The sequence below is a fragment of the Micromonospora sp. NPDC000668 genome, assembly GCF_042897975.1.
Lineage (GTDB): Bacteria > Actinomycetota > Actinomycetes > Mycobacteriales > Micromonosporaceae > Micromonospora.
Map to the genome: position 1 here is coordinate 328677 of NZ_JBIAYP010000005.1, position 24015 is coordinate 352691.

A 24015-nucleotide genomic window follows, 5' to 3' on the forward strand; every position below is an offset into this window, starting at 1 on the left:
GTCGGCGGTGGTGAGCACAGTGGCGAACCTGACACGACCGGTCACGACCTATCCGGGTCTGACAGACGCTCGTGGTGTCAGGCCGGGCTGTCCCAATCGGAGGTCTCGGAGCCTTCGCGCTGGGCGAGGCGCTCCCGTCAAGGGGGAACATCACCATGGCAACGACCACCCACATGAGAACGGCCAACACGGCGCTGACCACCGCCGAGAAGGCTTTCGAGCTGCTGACCTGCGAACCGGCGCCGCTGGTGTTCGACGCCCGGCCGGTGCCGGGCCTGCCGGACACCACGATGCCGCTGGACGAGCTGCGCAAGCTGCTCATGCTCGGGCACTACGGCAGCGACACCACCGACGAGCTGTGGCGGCAGCTGGCCCACCACGCCCGCGAATGGGGACCGGCCTGGGTTGTCGGCGCGATCGGCGTGGCGTTGCCCGCGTTGACGCACCTCGCGGCGAAGATCAGCCGCGGCTACGCGCGGCACGCCGACGACATCGACTCCGAAGTCCTGGCCGGATTTCTGCAATCTCTGCGTAGAGCGGATCTCGCCCCACCCCGGCTATGGCTGCGGCTGTGCTGGGCGGCCTGGCGCGCCGGAGCCGCGGTCGTCAAGGCCGACGACGGCGAGGAACTGCCGCTGGACCTGTCCACCGGGTCGCGCTCACCAAGGATGCCCTACGGGCACCCGGACCTGCTGCTCGGCCGGGCAGCCGCCGCCGGCCTGATCACGGCCGAGGCCGCTGAGCTGATCAGCGCCACCCGGTTCGGCGACGCGCTGATCGAGCACCTGGCTGCCCAGAAGGGCGTGACCGCGCCAGTCCTGCGGATGCGCCGCCGCCGCGCCGAACGCGTCGTGGCCGCCGCCGTCACGCAGGGCGGCCTGTCCGGCCCGATCCCCCGTCCGGCCGCTGCGAAGTCGCCATGGGGGCCCGACAACACCACCCGCTCGGCAACAGGCCGAGTACATACAGGTAACGCCGTGACAGATCGAGATCCACTTTCGACGCGACCATTACACCTCTCGGGCGCTGCTCTCGCTACCAAGCCGACCACTCCAGCCGGCTAGACCTGATCCCCGCTCCGCCATGGCAAGCGCGCGGATCGCGGCATGAGTGAGAGGACGTTCGACGGCCAACAGCGCGGCACGTCACTGAGGCAATCCGGAGGTGGATCGTCCGCAACCGCCCGTACCATGGCCGGCGTGGCCATCGCTCGCTTCCCCAGCATCGTCATCGACTGTCCCGATCCTGGTGCGCTCGCAAGGTTCTACGGCGCGATGTTGGATTGGAAGGTCGACGTCTCCTCCGACTGGGCTGAGGCCCGCGCGGAGTACGGTCAGTGCATCTCGTTCCAGCAGGTAGATGGGTACACGCCGCCGACGTGGCCAACCCAGGACCTGCCCCAGCAGATGCACCTCGATGTGATCGTTGACGACCTCGATGCCGCCGAGGCGGCAGTGCTCGATCTCGGCGCAACCAAACACCCGCACCAACCCGGTACGTCTTTCCGGGTCTTCCTCGACCCGGCAGGTCACCCCTTCTGCCTCTGCATGAACTGATCCGGACGGGCAATCCTCAATTGCAACAAGCCCTGGACGGCTCGGCGTGATGTTCGCGCTCATCGGCATGTGTGGACGTCCCCGTCTAGGGGGCCGAAGCCACCCGTGCTGACACCTTCGGACGAGCCGAAGGTCACCACGGCGGATATGCGGATCGAAGGATGGGCTTGCTGGGCCTCGTGGCGGGAGCGGGTCTGGGCGAGGCGGTAGGAGTGTGTGCCGATCTCGATGATGTTGCCGCCGTAGGTGAGCCGGTCGACGATGGCCCGCGCACAAGCGCGGGTCGGTGAAGGTCTTGGTCCATCCGGAGAAGGATTCGTTGGAGGCGATCGCGACGCTGTTGCGTTCTTCGCGCTCGGTCAGGACCTGGAAGAGGCCAAATCAAGCCGGGGAGGCTGGCTTGTCGGTGCTCGGACCTAGTATGCGGAGCATGACGCGGTATGTTGACGAGGATCTTCACGGTGCGGAGTTCCGCGAGTGCGATCTGACCGGGGCACGCCTGATCGGCGTCGTCATGCAGGATGCCGTGATCGACGGGCTCATCACCAACCTCGTGGTGAACGGTGTAGAGGTCACCGAGTACGTCGAGGCAGAGCTCGACCGGCGTCATCCGGTGCGGGTGCTGATCCGCTCCGAGGACCCTGCCGATCTGCGCGAGGCATCGCGTCAGCTCCATGCCGGCTGGGCCGCCACGATCGAGCGCATCCGCCGTACGCCCGGCATCGAGCGCCGCAGCGTGAACGACGAGTGGTCGGCGGTGCAGACGATGCGCCACCTGGTCTTCGTCCACGACTCGTGGTTCCGCCGCTGCTGCCTGGGCTCGACGGAGCTGTTCACGCCGATGGGCATCGGGACGACCGTCGAGCCCTACCGTGGAGCGCACGGGCTTGACCTCTCGCTCGATCCGGCCTTCGACGAGATCGTGAGCGTGCGTGACGCACAGGCCGCCGAGCTCGAGGCCTGGCTCGACGAGGTCACTGCTGTGCAGCTCACAGCGCGAGCGCCGGTGCCCGACGACGATGTCTGGCCGCCGTACGCCCGGGGCCGCTTGGTGCGGCAGTGCCTCGGCACGGTGCTCAACGAGACCTTCGAGCACCACGGCTTCTGCGTCCGCGACCTCGACCTGATCGAGGCACAGGACGCTGAGTAGGGCCGGCTACGGACTCAGCATCTTGCGGATGCGGGCGTCGCTGACCGTCTGCGCGGTGCCGAGCTGCTGGGCCCAGAGCTGGACGCGGTACTTCTCGAGCATCCGGCGGGCCTGACCGAGGTGCTGGCCGGGCGGGCGGCCGTCGGGAGCGCGGCGAGCTGTTGGAGGTGCGCCGCCTGGAGGTCGGCGATGCGGTCCATCAGTGCGGGATCGGCGGCGATGGTCGTGTCCAGCTCGCGGCGCCGCTCGACGACGCCCTGAGGTAGACCGGGTAGCGCTCCTGTCAAGCCTCCAGGTGGGGCCAATCAACCCGACACTTATGCGGCTGGATCGGTGGCACCACCCAGACCTTCTCCTGGCCACAGTTCCCAGTCAGTCAATGACCTTCCGCCAGCTCGCCGACGTGCTGACGACAGGAGATGTGAGACGGTACGCACCAGACATGCCGCCCAACACTCACTGGTCCAACTGGCCAGAGTCCGGGAACCTGTAGCCCGGCCGATCGCGCACCGACAGCGGCAGAAGCGGATGCGCCACGCGCCTCTTGTCGGGCGGGGCTTGGTTCGGCTCAGGTCTGTTGGAGAAATTGCATGAGCTGCGCGGTGAGTTCGGCCGGCTGTTCCTCGAAGATCCAGTGGCCAGAGTCCTCGATGACGCCACCAGTTACCGTCGTGGCGTACTGCGCGACCTGGGTAGGTACCGCTTCCCCGAGGCTGGCTCGGGCGCCGAGTGCGAGAACCGGCATGGTCAGCTTCGTCTTGCCGTACTCAGCGTTGTCGGCGACATCTCGGGGCAGTGCTCGGAAGTAGTCGAAGCTGGCCCGCAGGTGAGCGTCGTCTTGCAGGTACCGGGCGTACTCGCGGACATCGTCATCGCCGATGCCGGTCTTCTGGACTTCCATCGAATCGGTGAACCGATCCACCCAGAGGGCCTCGCGACCGTCCACGATCTGTTCCGGCAGGCCGTTTGGGAGGCTGAAGAAGCCGAAGTTCCAGAAACCCGGTCCCTTCGGGGTCAGTGACGGGGCCTGGTACAGGCTCTGGTCAGGGATAGGCGCTTCCGTGAGCACGAGCTTGCGCACGTGATCGCGGTGAGCGGCGGCATACGCGTACGCGACCATGGTCCCAATGTCGTGTCCGACGATGCTGACGTCGTCATCGAGGCCGAGTTGGGTGAGCAGGCCGTACACGTCGCCGGCGAGGGTCTTCTTGTCGTAGCCTCCTGCCGGGGCGTCGCTGCCGCCGGCTCCCCGAAGGTCAGGCGCGATGACCGTGTAGTGCTTGGCAAGCTCCGGCAGAACCTTGCGCCACATGTACCACGTCTGGGGATAGCCGTGCAGCAGGACCAGTGGCCTGCCCCGACCGCCCCGAACATAGTTGATCGTGACGTCGCCGACCTGCGCCGTCTGCTCCGTGAAGGAACGCGGAATCCGCTCGCCGCCCATTGCCACTCCCTCTGATGACACACGCGGTCCGTGGGCTACCCAACCCCGGGGCTCGTACACCTCCCAAGCGCCGGTGTATCCCAGGGGCGTACCTGACTGGCTGGGCAACGCGATGCCCCGGAAGCGACGCGGCGGGGCCGGGCTGAACGGATAGCCACACTCTCATCCGCACGACCGGGCGTTCTCGCGCCTGGACGCGCCATGGTCGACGGCTACCGATAGTGACGGACGCGCCAGCACTGCCGCGCCTTGCCTGCGGCAGATGGCTGCGGTTGACCTTTCTGTTTGGCTGTCCAGAGGCGCGCGGACAGCAAGGGTCGGGCCCCGCGCGTAGCCCGGGCCGGAGCCGACGAGACCAGCCATGCCCGTACCACTGGCCAAGGCCTGTGCGTTCCGGCCGGAATGCTCACCTGGCCGGTCGTCCCTAGCAGCATCTCCTTATGGTCGAGAATCCGGCGTCGTCGCCTCCGGTGACTGGCCCGTCGCTTGGGCGGGCGAACCACTCGATGCGCGACCGGGCATCAGTGATGGTCTGCCGGCTTACGCGCGAGGATGAGCCGGTACCGTGGGCTGCTGTCCCGGTGCCGGCCCAGGCCGGTCAAGGCGACGGCCGTCGCGGTGAAGCCAGCCGCCGTCAGTTCGTCGAGGACTGCGGGCAGCGGGCTGCTGCGGTAGTACATGACGAATGGGGGGCGCCACACGGCATTGCGGACCCGCATGACCAGGTCGAATCCGAGCGTGGCCCAGTGCGATACCGAGGTGAGGGGCGGCGGCGCGCCGATCGCGAAGGTGAAGAGCCCGCCGGGCCGCAGTGCGCGGTACACCCCCTCGAAGAGTGCAGTCCGTTCGGTGGGCAGGAAGTGCCCGAGCGCTCCGAAGGTGACCGCGAGGTCGAAGTTCTCAGCGAAAGGCAGGGCCCGGGCGTCGGCCTGCACCCACGTGGCGTCCGGGTATGCGCTGCGCGCCTGCGCGAGCATGCCCGCGCTGAAGTCGACGCCCGTGATCCGTCCTTGGCACAGGTGCCTGAGAACCTGCATGCCCGCACCAGTACCGCAGCACACGTCCAGTCCCTGGCTGAACGGTCCGAGTTCGGACAGCACGTGGGCGGTCGCGCCGAGAATGCTCTCCGGGGTGCGAAAGGGCGTGTGGTCGAACTTCGGAGCCAGGAGGTCGTAGCCCCGCTGGACCGAGGACAGCGCCTGTATGCACAGTTCACGCAGAGACGGGCCTTGAGGCGAGAACACCGGCCGAGGGTACCTGCCGGACGGCGGCCCTGCCGGCTGGGCGAAGCCCGGGCAGCGTCGGCCGGAATCAAGACATCGAGGAAACGCGCACTCCACGCCCGGATCCGTCGCCCCGTCGCCGACGTCTGACCACCAGCGCGAGAACACTCACCCCAACGTCGTCGCACGGCTGAACGCGTCCGACCAGCGGCAGTTCGGCAAAGCCGCGAGCGCTGGTCATGTCCCGGAGGCCATGTACGCGGCCAGGATGTAGTTGGATGCCGGTCGAGGTTCTTGTGGGCCCGGTCGTAGCGCATGGTGGTTCGCGGGTCGGCGTGGCGGGCGGCGATCTGCACGTCGCGCAGGCTGACGCCGGCGTCGAGCATGGTTGTCACGAACGTGTGGCGCAGCATGTAGGGATGCATCTTCGGCATCCGAAGCCCTGCTGCCTGGGCCAGGTGCTTGAGCCGGCGGGTGGCGGCGTGCCGGTCCATCCGCACGCCGAGGGTGTTGCGCAGGATCGGCCCGCCGGTGCGGTCGTCGACGGCCCGGTCGATGGCTCGGGCCACTGCAGGTGGCAGCGGGACGAGCACGACCTTGCCACCCTTGCCGCGCACGCGCAGTACCCGGTGGCCGTGCTCCTCGCCCAGGTCGGCGATGCTGGCCCCGCAGGCTTCGAAGATCCGCAGGCCGAGCAGGCCCAGAAGCGCGACCAGGGCGAAGTCGTTCGGGTTGGTCGACAGCCGGGCGGTGGTGATCAGGGCCTCGAACTGCAGGTGACCCAGCCCGAGGGTCGGCACCTCGGCCGGCACCGTGGGCCGGCGGACGTAGTCGGCCGGCGAGTGCTCCAGGACGGCGTCGATGACGCAGACCCGATAGATCCCGACCACGACGGACAGGCGCCGCGAGACCGTCGAGGGCTGGTGCCGGCGTACGTCCTGCAGCCAGCGCACGTACCGCTCGATGTCCACCCGTGCCGCAGCCAGCGGGTCGAGGTCCTGGTCGGCGCACCAGCGTAGGAAGACTCGCAGGTCGGACTCGGTATGGACGCGAGTCTGGCCACGGTAGCGGCCCAGAAAGGCGGACACCGCGGCGCGAAAAAGGACCTGATCGGCAGGTACGCCACCGGAAGCGGGAGCAGGAAAGACAGCCATACATCACCGTGCGTCCCCAGCGGCGATGAACGCCAGCACGCCCGGAGCGGCAGATCCGTGCGCCGCCGACGTTGTGGCTACTCGTTCCGCAGTGCGTGACCTCGACGTTGCGATGTCAGCGTCGGGCGCCAAGCGTCGGGTCGTCCGGTGCCGATCGTGCTGGCCAACGTCGACCGCTTCGGGAACGGGAGGCGAGTCCCTGGCCGCCGGCAAATCCGTAGGGGCCACGCGCTGCGGGGTCGCTTCTGCCAGGATGGCGGCCATGTCTGAGCTGGCGCTGACGATTCCCGGGTACGAGCTGCCGGACGGTGCCCGGCTTGTCGACGGGAATGTCTTACTGGAACGGCCCGGGTTCTGGCCGGTGTACCTGACCTACATGGGCGGCGAGGTGTACGACACGTCGGCGGCGTTCGACGTACCCGAGTCCGAACGCTCTGACATGGAGCGGACGCTTCTGGATGGGGCGCGGTGGCCGGTGTTGTCGGTGCGGCTGACGCCGGCGACTCAGCGGTGGTGGCGCTGGTTGCGCATCGTCAATCGCAACATGCCCGGCGATGGCGGGCTCGACGTGCTGGTCACCTCGGATCTGGGCGGGTCGGCTGTCCGGATCGCCGGGTTGGGCGAGTTCTACGGTCCCGCATTGTGCTGGGAAGAACTGCACGCGCTGGCCGACATGCCCGATCCGGTGCTGACCCGCGAGCAGCGGCTCTTGTTGGCATTGCCGTTCATGGGCGACGGAGTGGTGCCGGCGGATGCCCGTACGGTCGTTGCGGAGGCCTTGCGGTCCGTGGGCGCGACCGGCGACGTCGACACGCTCGTCAGCGATCTCGTGGATCCGGAGAGGTGGGCTCCGGGGATGTGGGAGATCCGGCACGGCGTACGGATGTGTCGGGCCCGGCACGCGCTGCGGCACATGCAGGACACGTCGCTGAACGAGCTGCGGGAGGTCGATCTCGCGTTCGGTGGCCGGTTCTTTCGCAGTCGATCGGGTAGCCGGGAGTACCGGCCGCGCGCGGCGGGCCGCACGGTGCCGCGATGGCGGTTCGAGGTGGCTGAGGCCTTGGCGGACGGTGCGGGTGTGCACCTGCTGGGCCGCCTCGACGGCGAGATCCGAGACGGGGAACCGGCGCGACTCGTGGACGGTGGCGCCGACGTACCGATCGCGGCGGTTCGCGTCGGGGAGGATCCGGCGACGCGGAGGCTGGTCCTGACCATCGACGCCGAGGTGGCACCGCCGGCACCCGGGGCGCTGATGCATCCCGTGGACGGATAGTGCATCCGTGCCTGGTGCCGGATTCCGCGGCCGAGCTGCCGCCACCTGGGCGTCCCTCTGGCCGCCGGTCGCCTGCACCGTCCTGAGCCAGCGGAAAATCTGCGTGGACCGTTGCCAGCCCCGCCGCCTGGTGTGTTGTGGCTCCATGCTGCGCCCAGACGGCCGCAGCACGATCGCGATGGCGAACCTTACCGGCGACGACGTGGCCGGAGCTTGATCCGCTGACGGCCGCCGCCCCGCGAACGGGGGCGAATACATGCGCACCGTCCGGGCTGAGAACACTCTGCTACTGGTCGCCGCATTCGTGGCACTCGTGATCAGCACGACCGCCGGTATCCAGGTCGTCCGGTGCACCGCAGCAGACCACTGTCGCGTGCCGTAACACGATGTGACGCGCGGCCTGCGGCAGAAAAGTGCGCCGCCGGGTTGCCGGAGATCCTCGCCCGCCGTTGGGGGAACTGTCGTAGCCGGAATTTAGGCTGGCGCCGTGAGCATGAACGGCAACTGGCTGCGCGTTTCCCCGGACGAACTGGAGCAGGCCAGGACCGACCTCGGCTGGGCCTACGAACTCGCCATGACGGAACGGGACGACAACTCCGAACGCTGGACCGCCACCGACAAGGCATGGAACGGACTCGATTTCCTACTCGACCGGCTTGGCCTCGAGATTCCGCTGGTCCTAGGAGCGGAGGGATTCGTGGAACTGCCAGACGTCGAACCCGACAGCGAGGAGATGTTCGATTTCCTGGAGAACCTCGAAGACGACTGGGGCTACGGGCCGCCCTCCTATCTGACACCGGTCCAGGTAGAGGCTGCGGCCTCGCGGCTGGCCGCGCTCACCGAAGACGACCTCCTCTGCGGCGTCGACCCGCTGGAGTTGAACCGGGCCGAGATCTACCCCGGAACCTGGGAAAGACCCGGCGAGCTGGCGTGGGTGGCACACTATCTGCCAGGCGTCCGAAGCTTCTTCGCTGCAGCCGCCAAGGATGGCGACGCGGTGATCTGCTGGCTTGACTGAGCGGCGGCTCAGCCCGCCAGGGCACCCCGAGTGGTAGGACCGCGTTCACGTACAGCTACGCCGAAGGGGCGTCATGTACCGGCTGGTGCGGGAAGCCGCAGAGCGATCGGAACCCGCGGCAGAACCCTACAAACGGTGATGGAACTTCTCATCCCGCCCGCACCGCTCGCGGCAGATCAGTGCGGCGGGCGAATACGGCCATTCGACGATCGCCAGTGCTTGAGCGCGGAATCGGTGAGCCGTCGACGCGCGGACGGCACCAGCACGAACGCGCCCGCGACCACCGTACCGATCGCCAGCGGGATCACTTGCCCGTAGGGCCAACCATCGGCGAAGATGACGTCGCTGGCACCGGGTTCAGGGTCGTAGACGATCTGAATCCGGTCACCGGCGGCCAGCTGTGGATCGCCCCTAACGGTCTCCAACACGCCCAACCGATCGCCATCCCGCGCCGCGACAGCGACCGTGACGAAGCTACCATCGACCTTCGTCACGACCGCCTCCGCCGTCACACCATACTGGTCGAACCGCCACCCGTCGTAGAAACTGACCGCGGTCCCCGCCAGCAGCCCGAGGAAGAACAGCCAGAGGAACACCGAACTGGCCCTCAGCAACGCCATGTCCCAGTTCCACCGCATCCTGTCGTTCGCACGACGGTCGCGATGCCGGCCTCTGAGCAGCCAGTGCCAGGCGTACACAGCGGCGATCGTCATGAGTACGCCGAACAGCGCACCGCACGACACGAAGCCGATGGCCGCCTCCGGGACCGCGAACGCGGCCACGAGCACGGTCGTCCAGCACGCCACCGCGGCGGTGGTCGTGAACATCATGTAGACGTAGGGGTGCTTGCCCCACCACCCGAGGTCTGATCCTCGAACCATGAGGCCATGGTGCTGGACCTGTCAACACGGCGATCGCAGGCCACGGCAAGGGCTTCGCCGCGCACGAGGCCAGGCCACAGCACAAGGTCCAATTGGAGGACGCACCATCGGGCCTCGACGGCTGACCCTTGCGCCGCTACGTCCTTGCTGGACAACGATGATTCAAAGGGCTGCGCAGGGGAAATGAGACCGCCGCGAATGATTGCCGAATTTTCAGCGCACTCTCATCAGCAGTTCAGGGTGTCGGCTCGCCAAGTGAGCCGCTACCGAGCGTGACGGCTCGCCGCTGGCTACCACGCGCGGTCGGCGGATGGCAGAATCCACGCCTCAGTCCTTCCGGCGATTGGGTGAGCGGGGCCGGTAGGCTGCGCCGGCCAGCATCGCCTCCGTGCATCGATGGGAAGTATCGAGTCATGGCCACGGTCTGTGTCGAAGTCACCATCGACATCCCGGCGCAGCGGGTGTGGGAGGCCGTCGCGGATGTTGGTGCGGTACACCGGCGACTGTTGCCCGGCCGGGTGGCTGATGCCCAGATCGAGGGTGACGTCCGCATCCTGACCATGCCGGACGGGTCGCGGGTCCGCGAGCTCATTCTCGCGACCGACCACACCATCCGCCGGATGGCGTACACGGTGATGGAGGGGCAACGTTTGCCGTTGACCTACCACCACGCGGCGTTCCAAGTATTCGACGACGGCGATCACAGCCGGCTAGTCTGGCTGACCGATGTCCTCCCACATGCCATGATCGATGCGGTGCGGGGCCGGGTCGAGCGAGGAATCGAGGAGATGAAGGAAGTCCTCGAGTCCAACGAAGCCAAACGATAGGCGGCGCACTCTTCTCGGCAGATCCGGTCGTTCAGCGACCGGTGAGCCGGGTGCCCTGATCGCGGCAGATCCGCGCACGTGATCTCGGGCTCATTGCGTCTCAGGGCTTGGCGGGCCAGCTCAGGTGCAAGGGATCTACTCGATGGGTGAGCAACCTGCGAGATCTCATCGTCCGCTGGCAGCGCGGCTGGGGCGTGGCTCGCGCGCTGCCCGTCGCCGAAGACGTAGGCGGCGCGTTGCGGGTCCGGTGCATGCAGCCCGGCGTTGTGACGCCTGGTGGCCGGCAGCCTACTACGGCTGCCGGCCACCAGGCGTTTGTCTGTGCTATTTCGCCGTTGCCGCCGTAGGGAAGGCGCGCAGCCGGCTCACGGGTGATGCGACGAGCACGATCACCACTGCGGCCGAGGCGGTGGCCGCGACGGCCAGCGCTGCTTTGGCGCCGATGGCTCCGGTGAGTAGGCCTGCGGCGAGTCCGCCGAGCGCTCCGCCGCCGAAGAGCAGGGTGCGGAAGACGGCGGTCATCCGGCCCATCATCGATTGCGGGGTGACCGCTTGGCGGAGGCTTACGATGATGACGCCGGCCACGCCGAGTCCGAGGTACGTGGTGAAGAAAGACAGGGCGCACAGCCCGACAACCAGCGGTCGCGGACCGGCCGCCACGACGATCAGCGTCGGGCCGAGCAGCAGGGCTGACTGGGCGACGAGGTAGACCCGCCCGATGGGGAACCGTTGGATCACCTTGCGCGAGATGACCGCGCCGAGCAGCCCACCGACCGACGCCGTTGCGAAGACGCCACCAAGGATGGTCGAGCTCAGCTGCAGATCACGGGTGCCGTAGAGGAGGAACATCGTCCACACGGTGATCATCGAGAAATTGCAGCAGAAGCCGATTCCCGCAAGCCAGCGCAGGATGCGGCTGTCGATCACCCACCGTAGGCCGTCGCGCAACTCGGTCCTCAGGTGGCGGCGTTCGGCGGCCGGCGGTTGGGGTTCTCGGGTGCGTATCAGCAGAAGCAACACCAGCGAGACCAGATACGAGACAGCGTTCACGACAATGGCCACCGGCGCGGTCACCGCGCTGATCAGGGCCCCGGCGAGACCCGGCCCGGCGATGTCGGCGGCCGAGGAGCTGATGCCCATCTTGGCGCTGGCCTCGACGTAGTGCCTGGGGTCACGAACGAGCGTGGGCACATACGACATCCAGCTCACGTCGAACAGCACCGAGGCGACACCGACAGCGCACGCGATGATCATCAGCGGAGTTATGCTCAGCGCGCCTGTCCAGTACAGCGCGGGCACCAGGGCCAGCAGCAGCATCCGGGCCAGGTTGGCGGCGAGCATGATCGGTCTGCGCCGGGCCCGGTCGACCCATACCCCGAACAGCACGGCGAGCCCGAGGTACGGGACGAGCTGCAGGAAGCGCAGGAGGCCGACCTGTTCGTCGGTGGCGCCGAAGGCGTTTATCGCGGTCAGTGGTATGGCAAGGGTGGTGACCTGCGTGCCGAGCAGGGAGATGCTCTCGCCGAGCCAGAACTTGAGGAAGTCCCGGTTGTGCCGCAGGCTTGCCGGTGGGCCGACCGTCGATGCCTGGTCTGTCATGTCCAGGGTCTGCACGACCTTGCTACCTTTCGTTGGTGCGCCGGCTGGCGGTGAGGTGGGCGACGGCCTCGGCGACGGCGTCGACCTCGTCCTCGCTGTTGTAGTAGTGCGGCGAGAGCCGCAGCGCCCAGGCGACGTCCTTGTCGGCGAAGTCGTACTGGGCGAAGTGCTGGTAACTGAGTGCCGAGTTGATCCGGTGTGTATCCAGGGCCTGCTTGAACGGCACCGGTTCCCAGCCGGCGACGTCGAAGGTGACCAGCGCGGCGGGGTTCGGACCGCGGTCGAGCACGCGTACGCCGGGAATCTGCGTGAGCTGGTCGCGTAGCCGGGCGGCCAGGGCGGGAGTGCGCCGGGAGATCGGCTCGATGCCCACGCGTAGCGCGTAGCGGGTGGCGGCGGCGCTGCCGATGACGGCTGCGTAGGGGAACTCCCAGTCCTCGAACCGCGCCGCGGTGTCGACCGGGCGATAGGTGTCGGGACCGGTCCAGCGCGCGCCGTACATGTCGATGAACAACGGCTCGAAGCCGTCGCGCAGGATCCGGTCGGCGACGTAGAGGAAGCCGGTGCCGCGTGGTCCACGCAGGAACTTGCGGCAGGTGGCGGTCAGGAAGTCGCAGCCGATCTCGTCGACGTCGATCGGGTACTGGCCGACCGACTGGCAGGCATCGACCAGATACACCAGTTCCAGGTCCCGGCAGTGACGGCCGATCTCCGCGATGGGCTGGACCAGCCCGGAGTTGGTGGGGATGTGGGTAACCGCGACCAATCGCGGACGCCGTGTTCGCATGAGCTGCGCCATCGCGTCGACGTCAACGCCGCTGCCGTCATGGTGGTCGGGTGCGTGCACGATCTCGATGCCGAACCGCTTGCGTAGCGACAGGAAGGCGATCTGGTTGGAGACGAAGTCGTTGCGGGTGGTGAGGATGACGTCACCGGGCTGGAACGGGATGGACGACAGCGCCCGGGTGTAGGCATCGGTGGCGCTGGCCGCGAAGGCGATCTCGCCTGGCTGACTACCGATCAGCTCCGCGGTGGCGGCATAGAAATCGCTGATCTCGCCGGCGCGGACGTCGGCGGCCTCGTAGCCGCCGATACGCGCCTCCAGGTCCAGGTGCTCGACCATCGCCTGGTGTACCGGCCGGGCGAGCAGGCCGCAGCCGGCGTTGTTGAAGTGGATTGCCGACTCGCAGCCGGGGGTGTCGGCCCGTAGGGCGGTGAGGTCGAGGAGCGGTTCTCCAGAAGCGGCGATAGCGCTATCATGTTCTCTCATGGCAGAGAGTAGCACTATTGTCGTTCTGGTCTCCACGCTGCGGGCGGAGATCGCCCGCCTGGCACCCGGTGACCGGCTGCCCAGCAATCGTGACCTGGTACGTAGTCACAGCGTGAGCCCAGTGACGGTGGCGCGGGCAGTTGCGGCGCTGGCCGCCGAAGGCACAGTGGTGACCAGGCCTGGAAGCGGGACCTTCGTGGCGCCCCGCCGGTCACGCACGCCCCACGCCGCGATTGATACGTCGTGGCAGACGGTCGCGCTCGGCGACCGCAGCGTCGACGCCCGCACCGCCACCGACCTGCTCAGCCCGCCACCGACGAGCACGATCACACTGGCGGGCGGCTACCTGCACCGCTCCCTGCAGCCGACCAAAGCCCTGGGCGGGGCGCTGAGCCGGGCAGCCCGGCGACCCGACGCCTGGGACCGCGCACCAACCGCCGGACTGGAAACACTGCGTTCGCTCTTCGCTCGGCTCGTCGACGCCAACGTCGACGCCGACGACGTGCTGATCACCAGTGGCGGACAAGACGCCCTTTCCATGGCGTTTCGATCCATCGCCGCGCCCGGTAGCCCGATCCTGGTCGAGTCGCCCACCTACCAAGGCGCCCTGGCCGCCGCGCGTGCCGCCGGACTACGCCCCATTCCCGTCCCGATCGATGCCGACGGCATCCGCCCCGACCTGCTCGCAGACGCGTTCGCGACGACCGGCGCCCGGCTGCTCTACTGCCAACCGACCTTCCACAACCCAACCGGCGCGGTTCTGCCACCCGAGCGCCGCCGCCAGGTCCTCGACATCGCCCGCGCCGTCGGGGCGTTCATTCTCGAAGACGACTTCGCGCGGCTGCTCGGCCACGGCGGACAGATGCCCCGCCCTCTGCTAGCCGACGACGACGACGGCACAGTGGTCTACCTGACCTCCCTGACCAAGCCCGCGTCACCGAGCCTGCGCATCGGCGCGCTGATAGCCCGCGGCCCCGTGGCTCACCGGCTGCGCGCGACCAGGCTCGTCGACGACTTCTTCCTCGCCCGACCGCTGCAGGAAGCCGCCGTCGAACTGATCAGCACACCGTCATGGGATCGGCACCTGCGCGGGCTGGCCACCGCGCTGCGCGAACGCAGCGCGGCCCTCGCCGCCGCACTCGCCACGGAGATTCCGGAATGGACGCTCTCCAGCGTCCCCCAGGGCGGCCTGCATCTGTGGGTACGCGTACCGGGACCCCTCCAGTCGGCTACCGCGATCGCCGATGCTGCCCACGCCCGAGACGTCGCAGTCAGCGTCGGCAGCGGCTACTTCGCCGCCGAACCATCAGGGGCGTATCTACGTCTCGGCTTCGCGGCTACGGCCGACCTGGCCCAGCTATCCGAAGGCGTGCACCGACTGAGCAAGGCGACAAGACACTTGCGTAGTGCCGATTCGTAAAGTGCCCGTCGCTCGCCAGCACATCATGCTCCAACCCTGGGCCGGTGCCCTCGCCCCCGTCCCCGGTCAGCCGGCGGTGGGCGCCCAGCCCGGCCCGGTGGCGAGCTGGATCCGGCGAGCGTGAGCAGGCAGCCGGCCCCTCGACGCCGACCTCGACGTGGCCGTGGCCCGGGTTCGCCGGGCCGTCGGCTGCGGTCGCGGCTGAGCCGCCTGCCTGCCGAGGCATCGGTTCTTGGTTCGACAAGGTTGCCCTCAGTCACTCCTCCAAAGATGTCCGTTTCTTGTTATTTGCCGCCGAGGGCAAGGTTGTCAAGAACCGGGTGCACGTGTGCCTGCAGCCCGCGGACCGGGACCGCGACAGGGAGGTCGAGCGCGTCCTCGCGCTGGGCGCGACCATGCTGGCCGATCACCGCACGCCCGACGGCGACGGCTGGGCCGTGCGGTGCGACCCGGCTGGAAACGAATTCTGCACGACCCGCTCATCTTCAGAGCGGCATTCCTGACGAGGCATGCGCCGCCATCCCCGTACGCCCTCATCTCGGCATGTGCGTATGCCGGCCGAGTCAGCACTTCGTGACGCCGCGTAGCGCGCGGATCGCGGCATGACAGCGCATCGCGCTATGCCCTTCACGAGGTGTCGTAGTACCTGAGCACAGCTTCCGAGCCGGCCTATGCCGCCTCACGCTCGGGCGCCCACAACCTCCTTGTGGGACCAAGGCCCAGTGAGTACGCGGCGCAGTAACTCGCTCGCGCTATCGGTGATGCGCGGAACCTTGTTCGGCCCAGGTACGACGGCGACCGCTTCCGCAAGATAGACATCCGGCCACGGCTCGACCGCGTTGAGCAGCACGCCCGCAAAAGTGGTCCCGCTCCACGCATCGCCGCCAGCCTGGGCCGCACTGAGGACACGGTCCCACTCGGCGGCGGGGGTGATCGCGAGCCATACGCCGAGCGTAATCAGGTCACCGGTGTCGAGCGGGATCGGCAGGATGACTCGGATGGCGCTTCCGTAGCCATCAGCTTGAACGATCTGTCGGGTCAAGGTCTGGATGCTGGCCGTCCGTTCCTTCTCCGCCAGCGCTGCGAGATCGTCGGGCAGCGGGTAGTCCCAGGCCAGGTTGTCCGCGTCCAGGACCATGCCGCAGCAGTGGCACAGCCTCGCGCCAGCCATCGGCTGCTTCGCAGGTCTCAGAAACCGCCATAAACCCATAAACGCTCCATTCGTCCCGCCTGGCGAAGGACGGCGAGCCTAACTCCCCTGCCAGCGAGACCGCAAAGAGAAGTCTGAGCGTACTCATTTCGGCAAAGTCGGACGTGTCCCGCACGCGGATCCGCCAACGCCCCATCAGCGGCATAGCGCACCGGACTACGTGGGTTCAATGAGCCGGCAGCGTCAGCGCTGCCTGACGGATATGTCCTTTGTAAGGCAGGTGGTTCCGTCAGGGCCGGCGAGTGGCACCGACTGGTATCCCTCGTTGTGGTAAAGGTCGATGTTCCGCAGGCTTTTCGCGCCGGTAAACAGCAGGATGCGGCGGCAATCCGGTTGGGCGCCGGCTTCGGCGGTACGTAGCAGCCACCGGCCCAGCCCCTCACCTCGCAGGTCGGGCACGACGGCGAGCCGACCCACGTGCCAGTCGGTGTCGACGCGACGGGCCCGCACCATGCCCAGCAGTCGGCCGTCCAGCCAGATGCCCGTGGTGTGCCAGGTCGCCAGCCAGTCGCGTACCTCCTCCAGCGACTCGTGCAGGGCCGGTATGGCCATGGTGTCATTGACGACGGCTTCGTCCACCCAGCAGCACCGCTGCAGCACAGTGACCTCGGGCGCGTCGTCGGGGGTCAGCCGTCTCACGTAGGACCCCGGCAACGGTCCGGACAGCGTCCCGGCTCGTGCGCGTTCGCGCAGTGGCCGTAGGGCGTGAGCGACCCGGACCAGTTCGTCCAGCAGCCCGACACCCGCCGTGTCGCGGGCCGCGTCGGACCGCAGCCGCCCACTCTCCATTGCGTCACCGATGCGAATCGCGACCGTGGCGCCCAGCGGAACCAGGCGCAGCGTAGTCACCACCTGCTTGGCATGCTGAACCGACCGGGTGCCCGCCGACGTGTGGCCGTAGCTGACGAAACCGATCGGCTTCCACGCCCATTCGCGGCTGAGGTAGTCCAGCGCGTTCTTCAGCGTCGCTGGCATTCCGTAGTTGTACTCGGGCGTGACCGCGATGAACCCGTCCGCCGCGTCGACGATCGCGCTCCACCGACGTGTGTGCTCATGCCGGTAGACACCCGACGACGGATGCTCCTCCTCGTCCAGGAACGGCAGGTTCAGATCGCTGAGGGCCACTGGTACGAGCTCGACGCCGAGTTCCGCGGCACGAGGGGTGATCGTTTCGATCAGCCACTGTCCCACCAGGGGCCCGAGGGCGCCTGGGCGGGTGCTGCACATCAGTACAAGGACACGAACCGGTTTCGTTAACATGGAAACGAAGTCTAGGTGCTAGATTGATTACATGTCAACTAAGCCGCCGGCCGGGACCGTACGCTGGTTGAACCCTGACGAGGAGCGGGCGTGGCGGGCGTTCCTGCGCGTGGTGGTCGCCGTTCAGACCGGCACGGCGCGGGATCTGGCCGCGATCGGGCTCTCCGAACCCGACTACGAGGTACTGAGTACCCTGTCGGAGCGGCCCGGCCACACCAGCAGCCTGGGGGAACAGGCCGACAAGATGGGCTGGTCACGCAGCCGGCTGTCCCGGCACGCCACCCGGATGGAGGCACGCGGTCTCCTGAGGCGCGCACCCGATCCGACCGACGGCAGAGGCTGCTTCCTCGTACTCACGGCGCAAGGTCTGGACGCACTCGAAAACGCCGCACCGGCCCACGTCGAATCGGTACGACGCCACTTCATCGACCGACTCGCCCCAGAGGACCTCATCGCCATTGAACAGATCGACCGGAGGCTGGAAGAACCCCCAAGCCGCGACGATTGACCACCCAAACGGCACCCGTCGGCATGATCGCCGATGATGAACACACTCATCTCGGCAAAGCCGCGAGCGCTGGCTATGTCCCGGAGGCCATGTAGGCGGCGAGGATGTAGTTGGGGTGCCGGTCGAGGTTCTTGCGGGCTCGGTCGTAGCGCATGGTGGTCCGCGGATCGGCGTGACGGGCCGCGATCTGCACGTCGCGCAGGCTGACGCCAGCGTCGAGCATCGTCGTCACGAACGTGTGCCGCAGCATGTGGGGGTGCATCCTCGACATCCGGATCCCCGCGGCGTGGGCAAGGTGCTTGAGCCGACGGGTGGCGGCGTGTCGGTCCATCCGCCGACCGTGGGTGTTGCGCAGGATCGGCCCGCTGGTGCGCTCATCGACGGCCCGGTCTATGGCTCGGGCGACGGCGGGTGGCAGCGGGACGAGGACAACCTTGCCGCCCTTGCCGCGCACCCGTAGGACCCGGTGGCCGTGTTCCTCACCCAGGTCGGCGATGTTCGACCCGCAGGCTTCGAAGATCCGCAAGCCGAGCAGACCCAAGAGAGCGACCAGGGCGAAGTCGTTCGGGTTGGCCGACAGGCGGGCGGTAGTGATCAGAGCTTCGAACTGCAGGTGCCCCAGTCCCAGGGTCGGTGACTCGGCCGGCACCGTGGGCCGGCGGACGTAATCGGCTGGCGAGTGCTCCAGGATGGCGTCGATGACACAGACCCGATAGAACCCGACCACGACCGACAGGCGCCGCGACACCGTCGAGGGCTGGTATCGGCGAACGTCTTGCAGCCAGCGCACGTACCGCTCGACGTCCACTCGAGCTGCGGCGAGCGGGTCAAGGCTGTGGTCGCTGCACCAACGAAGGAAGACTCGCAGGTCGGACTCGGTATGGACGCGAGTCTTCCCACGGTAGCGGCCCAAGAAGGCGGACATCGCGGCGCGCACAACAATTTGATCGGCCGGTACGACACTGGAAGCCGAAGCAGGAGGGGTAGCCATACAGCACCGTGCGTCACCACCGACGATGAACGCCAGCCCACCCGGAGCGGCAGAAGAGTGAGACCAACGTGGTCGCCTATGGGCGAGGCAATCCCATCTGTCGGCGTGCCAATGGCGTTCAGTCCAGACAGCGGACTCGGACCGCGACGTGCATCCACTGGGCACCACCAGTGTCCCAGTCGATGACGGTCAACTCGGCGCGGTGATGGTCCGTGGAAACCGGGTCGCCGCCATCCCCAGCTAGACAGGTCGGATAGGTGCCATCTGAGTGGATCGTCCCCGCGACGTCCTGCCAATTGTCTGTAAGCACGGAGTAGATCGTGTCCCCGTCGTTGGGCTTGCGGACGACGCCATCCGTCTCGAACGCGATCAGTCGCGTCTCCTCGTTCGACCAGGTGACCGTCCCCGTCAACACCACTGTGGTCGCCGAATGCCGATCACGCGACAACCCGATCCGATAGCCGCCGAGCGCAGCGATGACTGCGGCGATCACTGTGAGCGCTACCGATACCCGCGCACGCCGAATCATTGCTACAACGGCAAGACGTTCCTCTTTCATGATCGGCACGAAGGCAGGGTAGGGCAGCGAGGCACGCACGGTCTATCGGGTCCAGCAGCCGACATACTCACCTCGGCACGACCGGGTGCCGACTTGATCCGTTGTGGTGACAGTGCGTAGCGGTCGGTCGGCGGCAGTTGAGTGCGTCATGGTCGAATGATGCGTGGTGCGTTGAGGTCCTGATTGTCGATGAGAACGTCGGCACGGTCATGCGGGGTACAGGCTCCGAAGTAGATGCGTTGCGCGTCCACGTAGCGGCGGATGCTCGGGTGCGCGGGATCGGGATGTGTTCCGTCGCGCATCGCCATGCGCTTTGCTGTCTCGGCAAAGGGAACGTCCAGGAACACCGACAAATCCCAGGCCGTGACCAGCTCGTCGCGTTGCAGAAAGAGCCCGTCGATGATGAGTACGGCGGCAGGCGCAGCGGTAAGCGGTTCCGGGTCGAGGGGGGCGTCGGTGGCGAGGTCGTGTGCGGCGGGCCGGTACAGCCGTGTGCCACCCGGGCGGAAGGGTTCGAGGACATCGCTGCGGAACCTCGGATAGTTGAAGGCGTGTTGCCAATAGCCCTCTGGTGATTCCCGTCCTTGCTGGTATCGGATCGCTCGCGGGTTGTGGAAGTCGTCGAGGGAGATCCGCACGACAGGGCGGCCGGACGCCTGAACATCGGCGGCAAGCTCATCGGCGAACATCGTCTTACCGGATGCATCCGGACCATCGACCGCCACGCGGGCACAGGCACCGTTCTGCGATGCGGGCATCAAGCCCGCAACCCGCCGGATGACATCGCATCGCTCGACTGAGATGATCACCCGGCAAGATTCCCATGCTGACCTACCGGCCCGCATCCGGTCATCGGCAGTTTCGGACGTGCGCATCTACCTGAGCCCCGGCGCACCACCAGCGGCATGAGCGAATGCCAGCAGGCGGTGACTATGCGGTTGCGTCGTTGCCAGTCGCGATTAGTCTTCGAACAAAGTCCATAATTCAGCGGGCAATGGGGCACCAACGTGCGCCCATAGCTCTACCGATCGTCGAGTCGAAGGGGGGGGTTTGTGTACAGTTATTGCTGCCCCAACCGCAATAACTGTTCACAAACACACCTGCCCCAAGTAAACAATCTCAAGGTGGGGTCGTCCGGGTCAGGTCGATGATTCGCGCCCGTGTCGGGCCGGGTGCCTCGGCCGGCTCTCAGCCGCAGGTGCTGGAACGGTAAGGTCACGGAGTCCAAGTGATTGGTTCGGGAGCCCCTGCTGGCGTATATTCCACCGCAGTCGGCTTTCCGTCCTTGGGTACCTTGAACTCAAGCCAACCACGAACGCAGGTCCCGACCTTGATTTCCTTCCGGTCGGGATACTCGGGCTTCATGCCGTTGCCGCCAGCGTGGCCAGTGCTCTTGATTGAAGCGTCCCCGAATTTCAATACCCAGTTTGAGGTGCCAATCGAGACAGCGGAGTATCCCTTCGGCAGTTTTTTGAGGCAGTATTTGAGGTCGATCGCGCCATAGACATAGACACTGTCTGATGGCTTTCCGAATTGCGTGGCGTTGTGCTTGTAACCGTAGAACGTGATGGTCGAGGTGTTCTCGTCAAAGGGAATCGCATCGCCAAGCTTGTTCCCTGCGGGTGCCGAGGGCGGCGGGGTCGATGGGACCGCGCTGGCGCTTTGGCTCGGAGCGCTCGCCGCGCCGGACTCGGTGGCTCCTCCGCATCCCGCCACTATCATGGCCACCGCGACCGCGATGGAGGGGATCATGGTCTGCCTCAAGTGCACCCTTTTGCTCCTATGCTCAGCTTGACGATCGATGTACTGCCGATCGGCCGCGCCTCGACGCCCAGCCAAGGACGACCTTCGGGGACATCTACCGACGGCCGGGAGGGCCGGCGGATCGCGGCTAGCTAGGGAAGATAGCCCATCGACTATCTTCCCTGGGGGTCGAGGCAGGCGGTCAGGGTCTTGCGAGGCGGACCAGGAAGACCGTGGCGGCGATGAGGATTAACAGGGTCGGCCCCGTATGTCACATGTACAACCTCGCCCATGCTGGTCAAAGGCGGAGAGCCCGGACGTAAACAAGTTGTCCGCCATAGGTTGATCATGTCACTGCCGGTATCGACGAACCATCCGCTCATCGGCAAGTCCGGACGTCGGCTCCATTCGCTCGACATGACGCTCCGTAACGCGCGGATCGCGGCATGTGAGCGCACGGCGACGGCGGGCCTTCAGGGCCAATTGGGCCGTGTTTCGTAGTGCCCGCAGGCATTGCCCTGACGCCGGTAGGGCCGCCGCATGAAGCAGCAGGTCGCGATCGCGGATGGCACTTCGTCAGCATGGGCCCTTTGAATCGACGACGGGAAACGCCCGGCGCACTTCTGCCAGGAATTCCGCGCGCCGAGCCGCGTAGGTGGTGATCGCCGCCCACAGCGCTTCCAGCGCGGCCTGCAGCGGATCCGGCCCGGCGGCAGCCGCCAGCGCCGGCAACGCCATCGCTGCCGGATCCACCGGGCCGTCGAGTATCGCGCCGAGCGAAAGGGCCGCGCCATGGCTTTGCCGGACCATCCCGACGATGCGGTACCCGCCGGGCTTCTGCGCGCCCGAGATCCGCGCTAGCAGCGCCTTCGGGTCGGTGAACTCGGCGGGCAGGGGGTCTCCGTGCTCCAGCGCCGCCCATGCCGGGGCCATCCAGCCGAGGTCCGCGATGCCGGCGAGGGCGAACGCCTGCCGCGCGGCCCAGACCGCGATCCGGCGCTGGATGACGTCGTCAGCCTCGGCAACGCCGTCGACGAGGTCCCGGTCCAGCAGGGCGATCCCTTGAACGTTGCCCCGGACCTGACGCAACCGTTCCCCCGGCGGGCGCCCACCCCAGCGCCGCTCCTCTTCCCGCCGCCGGTACTCCTCCGCGCGCCGCTCCTGCTCTCGCCGCTCAAGCTTCGTGGCCTCCACCTGGTCCCACAGCGACGGTGGCGCCGGCAGGGTCGAGGCCCAGTTGTGCCAGTACCCGGCGGCGCCGCTGGTCTGCCGGACGATCGCGTCGGCACGCAGCCCGCCGTCGACGGGGCTGCCTCCCGCGCCGTCGGGCCAGAAGCACAGCAGGTAGCGGTCCGGCCGTTGCTCCATATACGTGTAGTCGTCATCCTCCAGCGTGTCCGGGTCGAACCCGCCGTACGGATCACGCCCCTCGTCCATGCCGGCGGCGCAATACCGTACGCGAAAGGTGGGCAGCAGGTAGGCCTCCTGCCCGTCCGGCGTCAGCGGCAACGCGGCCAGCGATCCGTCGCCCCAGGGCACCAGGTCGACCGTCGCGGCGCGCGGCAGGAACGGGGCCTCGACCACCTCCTCCCACTCGTCCGCGGCGGCCGGCGGCTCGTGCTCGTGCAGTTCGACCCGCAGCCGGACCCGCCCGGTATGCGTACCGGTCATCAGGAACAGCGCGCCCGGCTCGCCGGCTCCGCAGAGGCCGTTCACCTGCCCGGCGAACCCTTTTGTCATGTCCGGCAATTCCTGACTGGCCACGTAGAACTGTCCGTAGGCGAGGGGGACGACGCCCTCGAAGAGAACTCGCATCCGGCCGATCCTGCCATCGCAGAGACGCTTGTGATGCCCCTAATTGACTAGCACCGGGTATCCGCTCATCGGCAAATCCGTGCGTTGAGGGCGACGTGGCCGTGTTTGCGGTGGTCGACCAGGTCGCTGGCTGTTCAACTTACCGCTTGTCGGCGTACTCGTTGATGTGGCTGGCTGGATGGAACGGTGATCCGGAACTGTTCCGTTGAGGATCATCTTAGGTTCATGATCGACGGGGGAGGTGGGATCAGCGGGTGAGGCCTCGGAGCTTGTCCGGGTTGCCCTGCATGCGTACGCCGGTGATCCGCTCGCCGTCGAAGTCGAGGCAGATCGCCCCGGCCGGTTGCCCGTCGGCCAGGCCGAGGATGCCCGGCCCGCCGTTGATCTCGGTGATCACGAGCCGTGTGTTCTGCGTCTCCGGCTTGGCGAAGACCCCGAGCAGCCAGCGGGCGACGTTGTCGGCGCCTTCCAGCGGCCGGCGGGCCGCGGTCACCTTGCCACCGCCGTCCGACCAGCAGATCACCTCGGGCGCCAGGAGTTCCATCATCGCGTTCAGGTCGCCTCCGGCACAGGCCTTGCGGAACCGGTCCACTGCTTCTCGGCGTACGCCTTGGTCGACGTCGAAGCGAGGCCGGCGGGCCGCGACGTGCGCCCGCGCCCGGACCGCGGTCTGCCGCACCGCGACCTCGGACCTGTCCAGAATGGATGCGACCTCGGCGTGGTTGTAGCCGAAAACGTCGTGGAGCAGGAAGATCGCGCGTTCGGCGGGGGTGAGCGTCTCCAGGACGACGAGCATCGCCATCGAGATCGACTCGGCCATCTCGGCCTCCTGGCCCGCGTCGGGCGCGGTGAGCACCGGCTCGGGCAGCCACGGCCCGAGATACGTCTCGCGGCGGGCGCGGGCCGAGGTGAGTTGGTTGAGCGAGAGGTTGGTGACGGTCTTGACCAGGTACGCCCGGGGGTTCGCGAGCTGGCCGCCGTCGACGTCGCGGCACCGCAGCCAGGCCTCCTGCAGGATGTCCTCGGCATCGGCGACGCTCCCCGTCATCCGGTACGCGACGTCGAAGAGCAGCCGCCGATGCTGAGCGAAGACCTGGCTATCGATCATGGGAAC

At 67.4% G+C, this 24015-nt stretch carries 24 protein-coding genes and 2 pseudogenes; 10 read left to right on the forward strand and 16 right to left on the reverse strand.

The features are described 5' to 3' along the window. Positions 1–155: 155 nt before the first annotated feature. A complete protein-coding gene (locus tag ACFY29_RS26145) occupies positions 156–1064 on the forward strand; it encodes a hypothetical protein (protein WP_386990381.1) in 909 nt (302 codons plus the stop codon). 126 nt (positions 1065–1190) lie between these two features. Beyond that, complete coding sequence (locus tag ACFY29_RS26150) at positions 1191–1556, forward strand: VOC family protein (RefSeq protein WP_328414773.1); 366 nt, start codon at positions 1191–1193, stop codon at positions 1554–1556. A gap of 188 nt (positions 1557–1744) precedes the next feature. Here the strand turns inward: ACFY29_RS26150 and ACFY29_RS26155 are convergent. Continuing rightward, positions 1745–1931: pseudogene (locus tag ACFY29_RS26155) on the reverse strand (ATP-binding protein); the annotation flags it as partial. Between ACFY29_RS26155 and ACFY29_RS26160 the strand changes: the two are divergent. Next, complete coding sequence (locus tag ACFY29_RS26160; protein ID WP_386990815.1) at positions 1843–2706, forward strand: DinB family protein; 864 nt, start codon at positions 1843–1845, stop codon at positions 2704–2706. The pseudogene ACFY29_RS26155 and the gene ACFY29_RS26160 overlap by 89 nt on opposite strands. 6 nt (positions 2707–2712) lie before the next feature. Here the strand turns inward: ACFY29_RS26160 and ACFY29_RS26165 are convergent, their stop codons facing one another. Continuing rightward, complete coding sequence (locus ACFY29_RS26165; RefSeq protein WP_386990383.1) at positions 2713–3069, reverse strand: DUF3418 domain-containing protein; 357 nt, start codon at positions 3067–3069, stop codon at positions 2713–2715. Between ACFY29_RS26165 and ACFY29_RS26170 the strand changes: the two genes are divergently transcribed. Further along, positions 3026–3199 carry a DUF7003 family protein gene (locus ACFY29_RS26170; protein WP_386990385.1) on the forward strand — a complete coding sequence of 58 codons (174 nt, stop codon included), beginning with the start codon at positions 3026–3028 and terminating at the stop codon, positions 3197–3199. The two genes, ACFY29_RS26165 and ACFY29_RS26170, sit on opposite strands and share 44 nt — an antisense overlap. A gap of 75 nt (positions 3200–3274) precedes the next feature. Here ACFY29_RS26170 and ACFY29_RS26175 read toward each other — a convergent pair whose 3' ends face one another. The 3 genes and pseudogenes from ACFY29_RS26175 to ACFY29_RS26185 form a co-directional block, all read right to left on the reverse strand. Continuing rightward, complete coding sequence (locus ACFY29_RS26175; protein WP_386990386.1) at positions 3275–4150, reverse strand: alpha/beta fold hydrolase; 876 nt, start codon at positions 4148–4150, stop codon at positions 3275–3277. Between the two features lie 521 nt (positions 4151–4671). Further along, positions 4672–5394, reverse strand: coding sequence for a class I SAM-dependent methyltransferase (locus tag ACFY29_RS26180; protein ID WP_386990388.1), 723 nt, complete (start codon positions 5392–5394; stop codon positions 4672–4674). A gap of 335 nt (positions 5395–5729) precedes the next feature. After that, positions 5730–6527: pseudogene (locus tag ACFY29_RS26185) on the reverse strand (tyrosine-type recombinase/integrase); the annotation flags it as partial. A 91-nt stretch (positions 6528–6618) separates the two neighbouring features. On the opposite strand from ACFY29_RS26185, the gene ACFY29_RS26190 reads away from it, so the two are divergent. After that, the gene (locus ACFY29_RS26190; protein WP_386990390.1) at positions 6619–7800 is read left to right on the forward strand and encodes a hypothetical protein; all 1182 of its coding nucleotides are present in this window, start codon (positions 6619–6621) and stop codon (positions 7798–7800) included. 493 nt (positions 7801–8293) lie between these two features. Next, positions 8294–8818: a YfbM family protein gene (locus ACFY29_RS26195; protein WP_386990817.1), complete on the forward strand. Its 525-nt coding sequence runs from the start codon at positions 8294–8296 to the stop codon at positions 8816–8818. Between the two features lie 176 nt (positions 8819–8994). On the opposite strand, the gene ACFY29_RS26200 is transcribed toward ACFY29_RS26195, so the two are convergent. Next, the gene (locus ACFY29_RS26200) at positions 8995–9645 is read right to left on the reverse strand and encodes a hypothetical protein (protein ID WP_386990392.1); all 651 of its coding nucleotides are present in this window, start codon (positions 9643–9645) and stop codon (positions 8995–8997) included. Between the two features lie 467 nt (positions 9646–10112). Here ACFY29_RS26200 and ACFY29_RS26205 point away from each other — a divergent pair, with 467 nt between their 5' ends. Next, on the forward strand, positions 10113–10526 hold the full coding sequence (locus tag ACFY29_RS26205; protein WP_386990394.1) for an SRPBCC family protein: 414 nt from the start codon (positions 10113–10115) through the stop codon (positions 10524–10526). A gap of 324 nt (positions 10527–10850) precedes the next feature. Here ACFY29_RS26205 and ACFY29_RS26210 read toward each other — a convergent pair whose 3' ends face one another. After that, positions 10851–12140, reverse strand: coding sequence for an MFS transporter (locus tag ACFY29_RS26210; RefSeq protein WP_386990396.1), 1290 nt, complete (start codon positions 12138–12140; stop codon positions 10851–10853). 7 nt (positions 12141–12147) lie between these two features. Next, on the reverse strand, positions 12148–13395 hold the full coding sequence (locus ACFY29_RS26215) for an aminotransferase class V-fold PLP-dependent enzyme (RefSeq protein ID WP_386990398.1): 1248 nt from the start codon (positions 13393–13395) through the stop codon (positions 12148–12150). Between ACFY29_RS26215 and ACFY29_RS26220 the strand changes: the two genes are divergently transcribed. Next, positions 13394–14815 (forward strand): PLP-dependent aminotransferase family protein, encoded by a 1422-nt coding sequence (locus tag ACFY29_RS26220; protein ID WP_386990400.1) that lies wholly within the window; start codon positions 13394–13396, stop codon positions 14813–14815. The two genes, ACFY29_RS26215 and ACFY29_RS26220, sit on opposite strands and share 2 nt — an antisense overlap. A 44-nt stretch (positions 14816–14859) precedes the next feature. Further along, positions 14860–15318 carry a VOC family protein gene (locus ACFY29_RS26225; protein ID WP_386990402.1) on the forward strand — a complete coding sequence of 153 codons (459 nt, stop codon included), beginning with the start codon at positions 14860–14862 and terminating at the stop codon, positions 15316–15318. A 176-nt stretch (positions 15319–15494) separates the two neighbouring features. Here the strand turns inward: ACFY29_RS26225 and ACFY29_RS26230 are convergent, their stop codons facing one another. Next, complete coding sequence (locus ACFY29_RS26230; protein WP_386990404.1) at positions 15495–15953, reverse strand: hypothetical protein; 459 nt, start codon at positions 15951–15953, stop codon at positions 15495–15497. 255 nt (positions 15954–16208) lie between these two features. Further along, complete coding sequence (locus ACFY29_RS26235) at positions 16209–17285, reverse strand: GNAT family N-acetyltransferase (protein WP_386990405.1); 1077 nt, start codon at positions 17283–17285, stop codon at positions 16209–16211. A 31-nt stretch (positions 17286–17316) separates the two neighbouring features. Between ACFY29_RS26235 and ACFY29_RS26240 the strand changes: the two genes are divergently transcribed. Next, complete coding sequence (locus ACFY29_RS26240; RefSeq protein WP_355613552.1) at positions 17317–17793, forward strand: MarR family winged helix-turn-helix transcriptional regulator; 477 nt, start codon at positions 17317–17319, stop codon at positions 17791–17793. Between the two features lie 73 nt (positions 17794–17866). Here the strand turns inward: ACFY29_RS26240 and ACFY29_RS26245 are convergent, their stop codons facing one another. The 6 genes from ACFY29_RS26245 to ACFY29_RS26270 all read right to left on the reverse strand — a co-directional run bounded on the left by ACFY29_RS26245 (position 17867) and on the right by ACFY29_RS26270 (position 24009). Further along, a complete protein-coding gene (locus ACFY29_RS26245) occupies positions 17867–18784 on the reverse strand; it encodes a tyrosine-type recombinase/integrase (protein WP_386990408.1) in 918 nt (305 codons plus the stop codon). 118 nt (positions 18785–18902) lie between these two features. Continuing rightward, on the reverse strand, positions 18903–19343 hold the full coding sequence (locus ACFY29_RS26250) for a hypothetical protein (RefSeq protein WP_386990819.1): 441 nt from the start codon (positions 19341–19343) through the stop codon (positions 18903–18905). Positions 19344–19489: 146 nt separating this feature from the next. After that, complete coding sequence (locus ACFY29_RS26255) at positions 19490–20152, reverse strand: uridine kinase (protein ID WP_386990410.1); 663 nt, start codon at positions 20150–20152, stop codon at positions 19490–19492. A gap of 406 nt (positions 20153–20558) precedes the next feature. Next, positions 20559–21113 carry a hypothetical protein gene (locus ACFY29_RS26260; RefSeq protein WP_386990412.1) on the reverse strand — a complete coding sequence of 185 codons (555 nt, stop codon included), beginning with the start codon at positions 21111–21113 and terminating at the stop codon, positions 20559–20561. A 549-nt stretch (positions 21114–21662) separates the two neighbouring features. Continuing rightward, entirely contained in the window at positions 21663–22901 is a 1239-nt protein-coding gene (locus tag ACFY29_RS26265; protein ID WP_386990413.1) for a hypothetical protein, read from the reverse strand. A 247-nt stretch (positions 22902–23148) separates the two neighbouring features. Further along, on the reverse strand, positions 23149–24009 hold the full coding sequence (locus tag ACFY29_RS26270; RefSeq protein ID WP_386990415.1) for an RNA polymerase sigma-70 factor: 861 nt from the start codon (positions 24007–24009) through the stop codon (positions 23149–23151). Between the last annotated feature and the right edge of the window lie 6 nt (positions 24010–24015).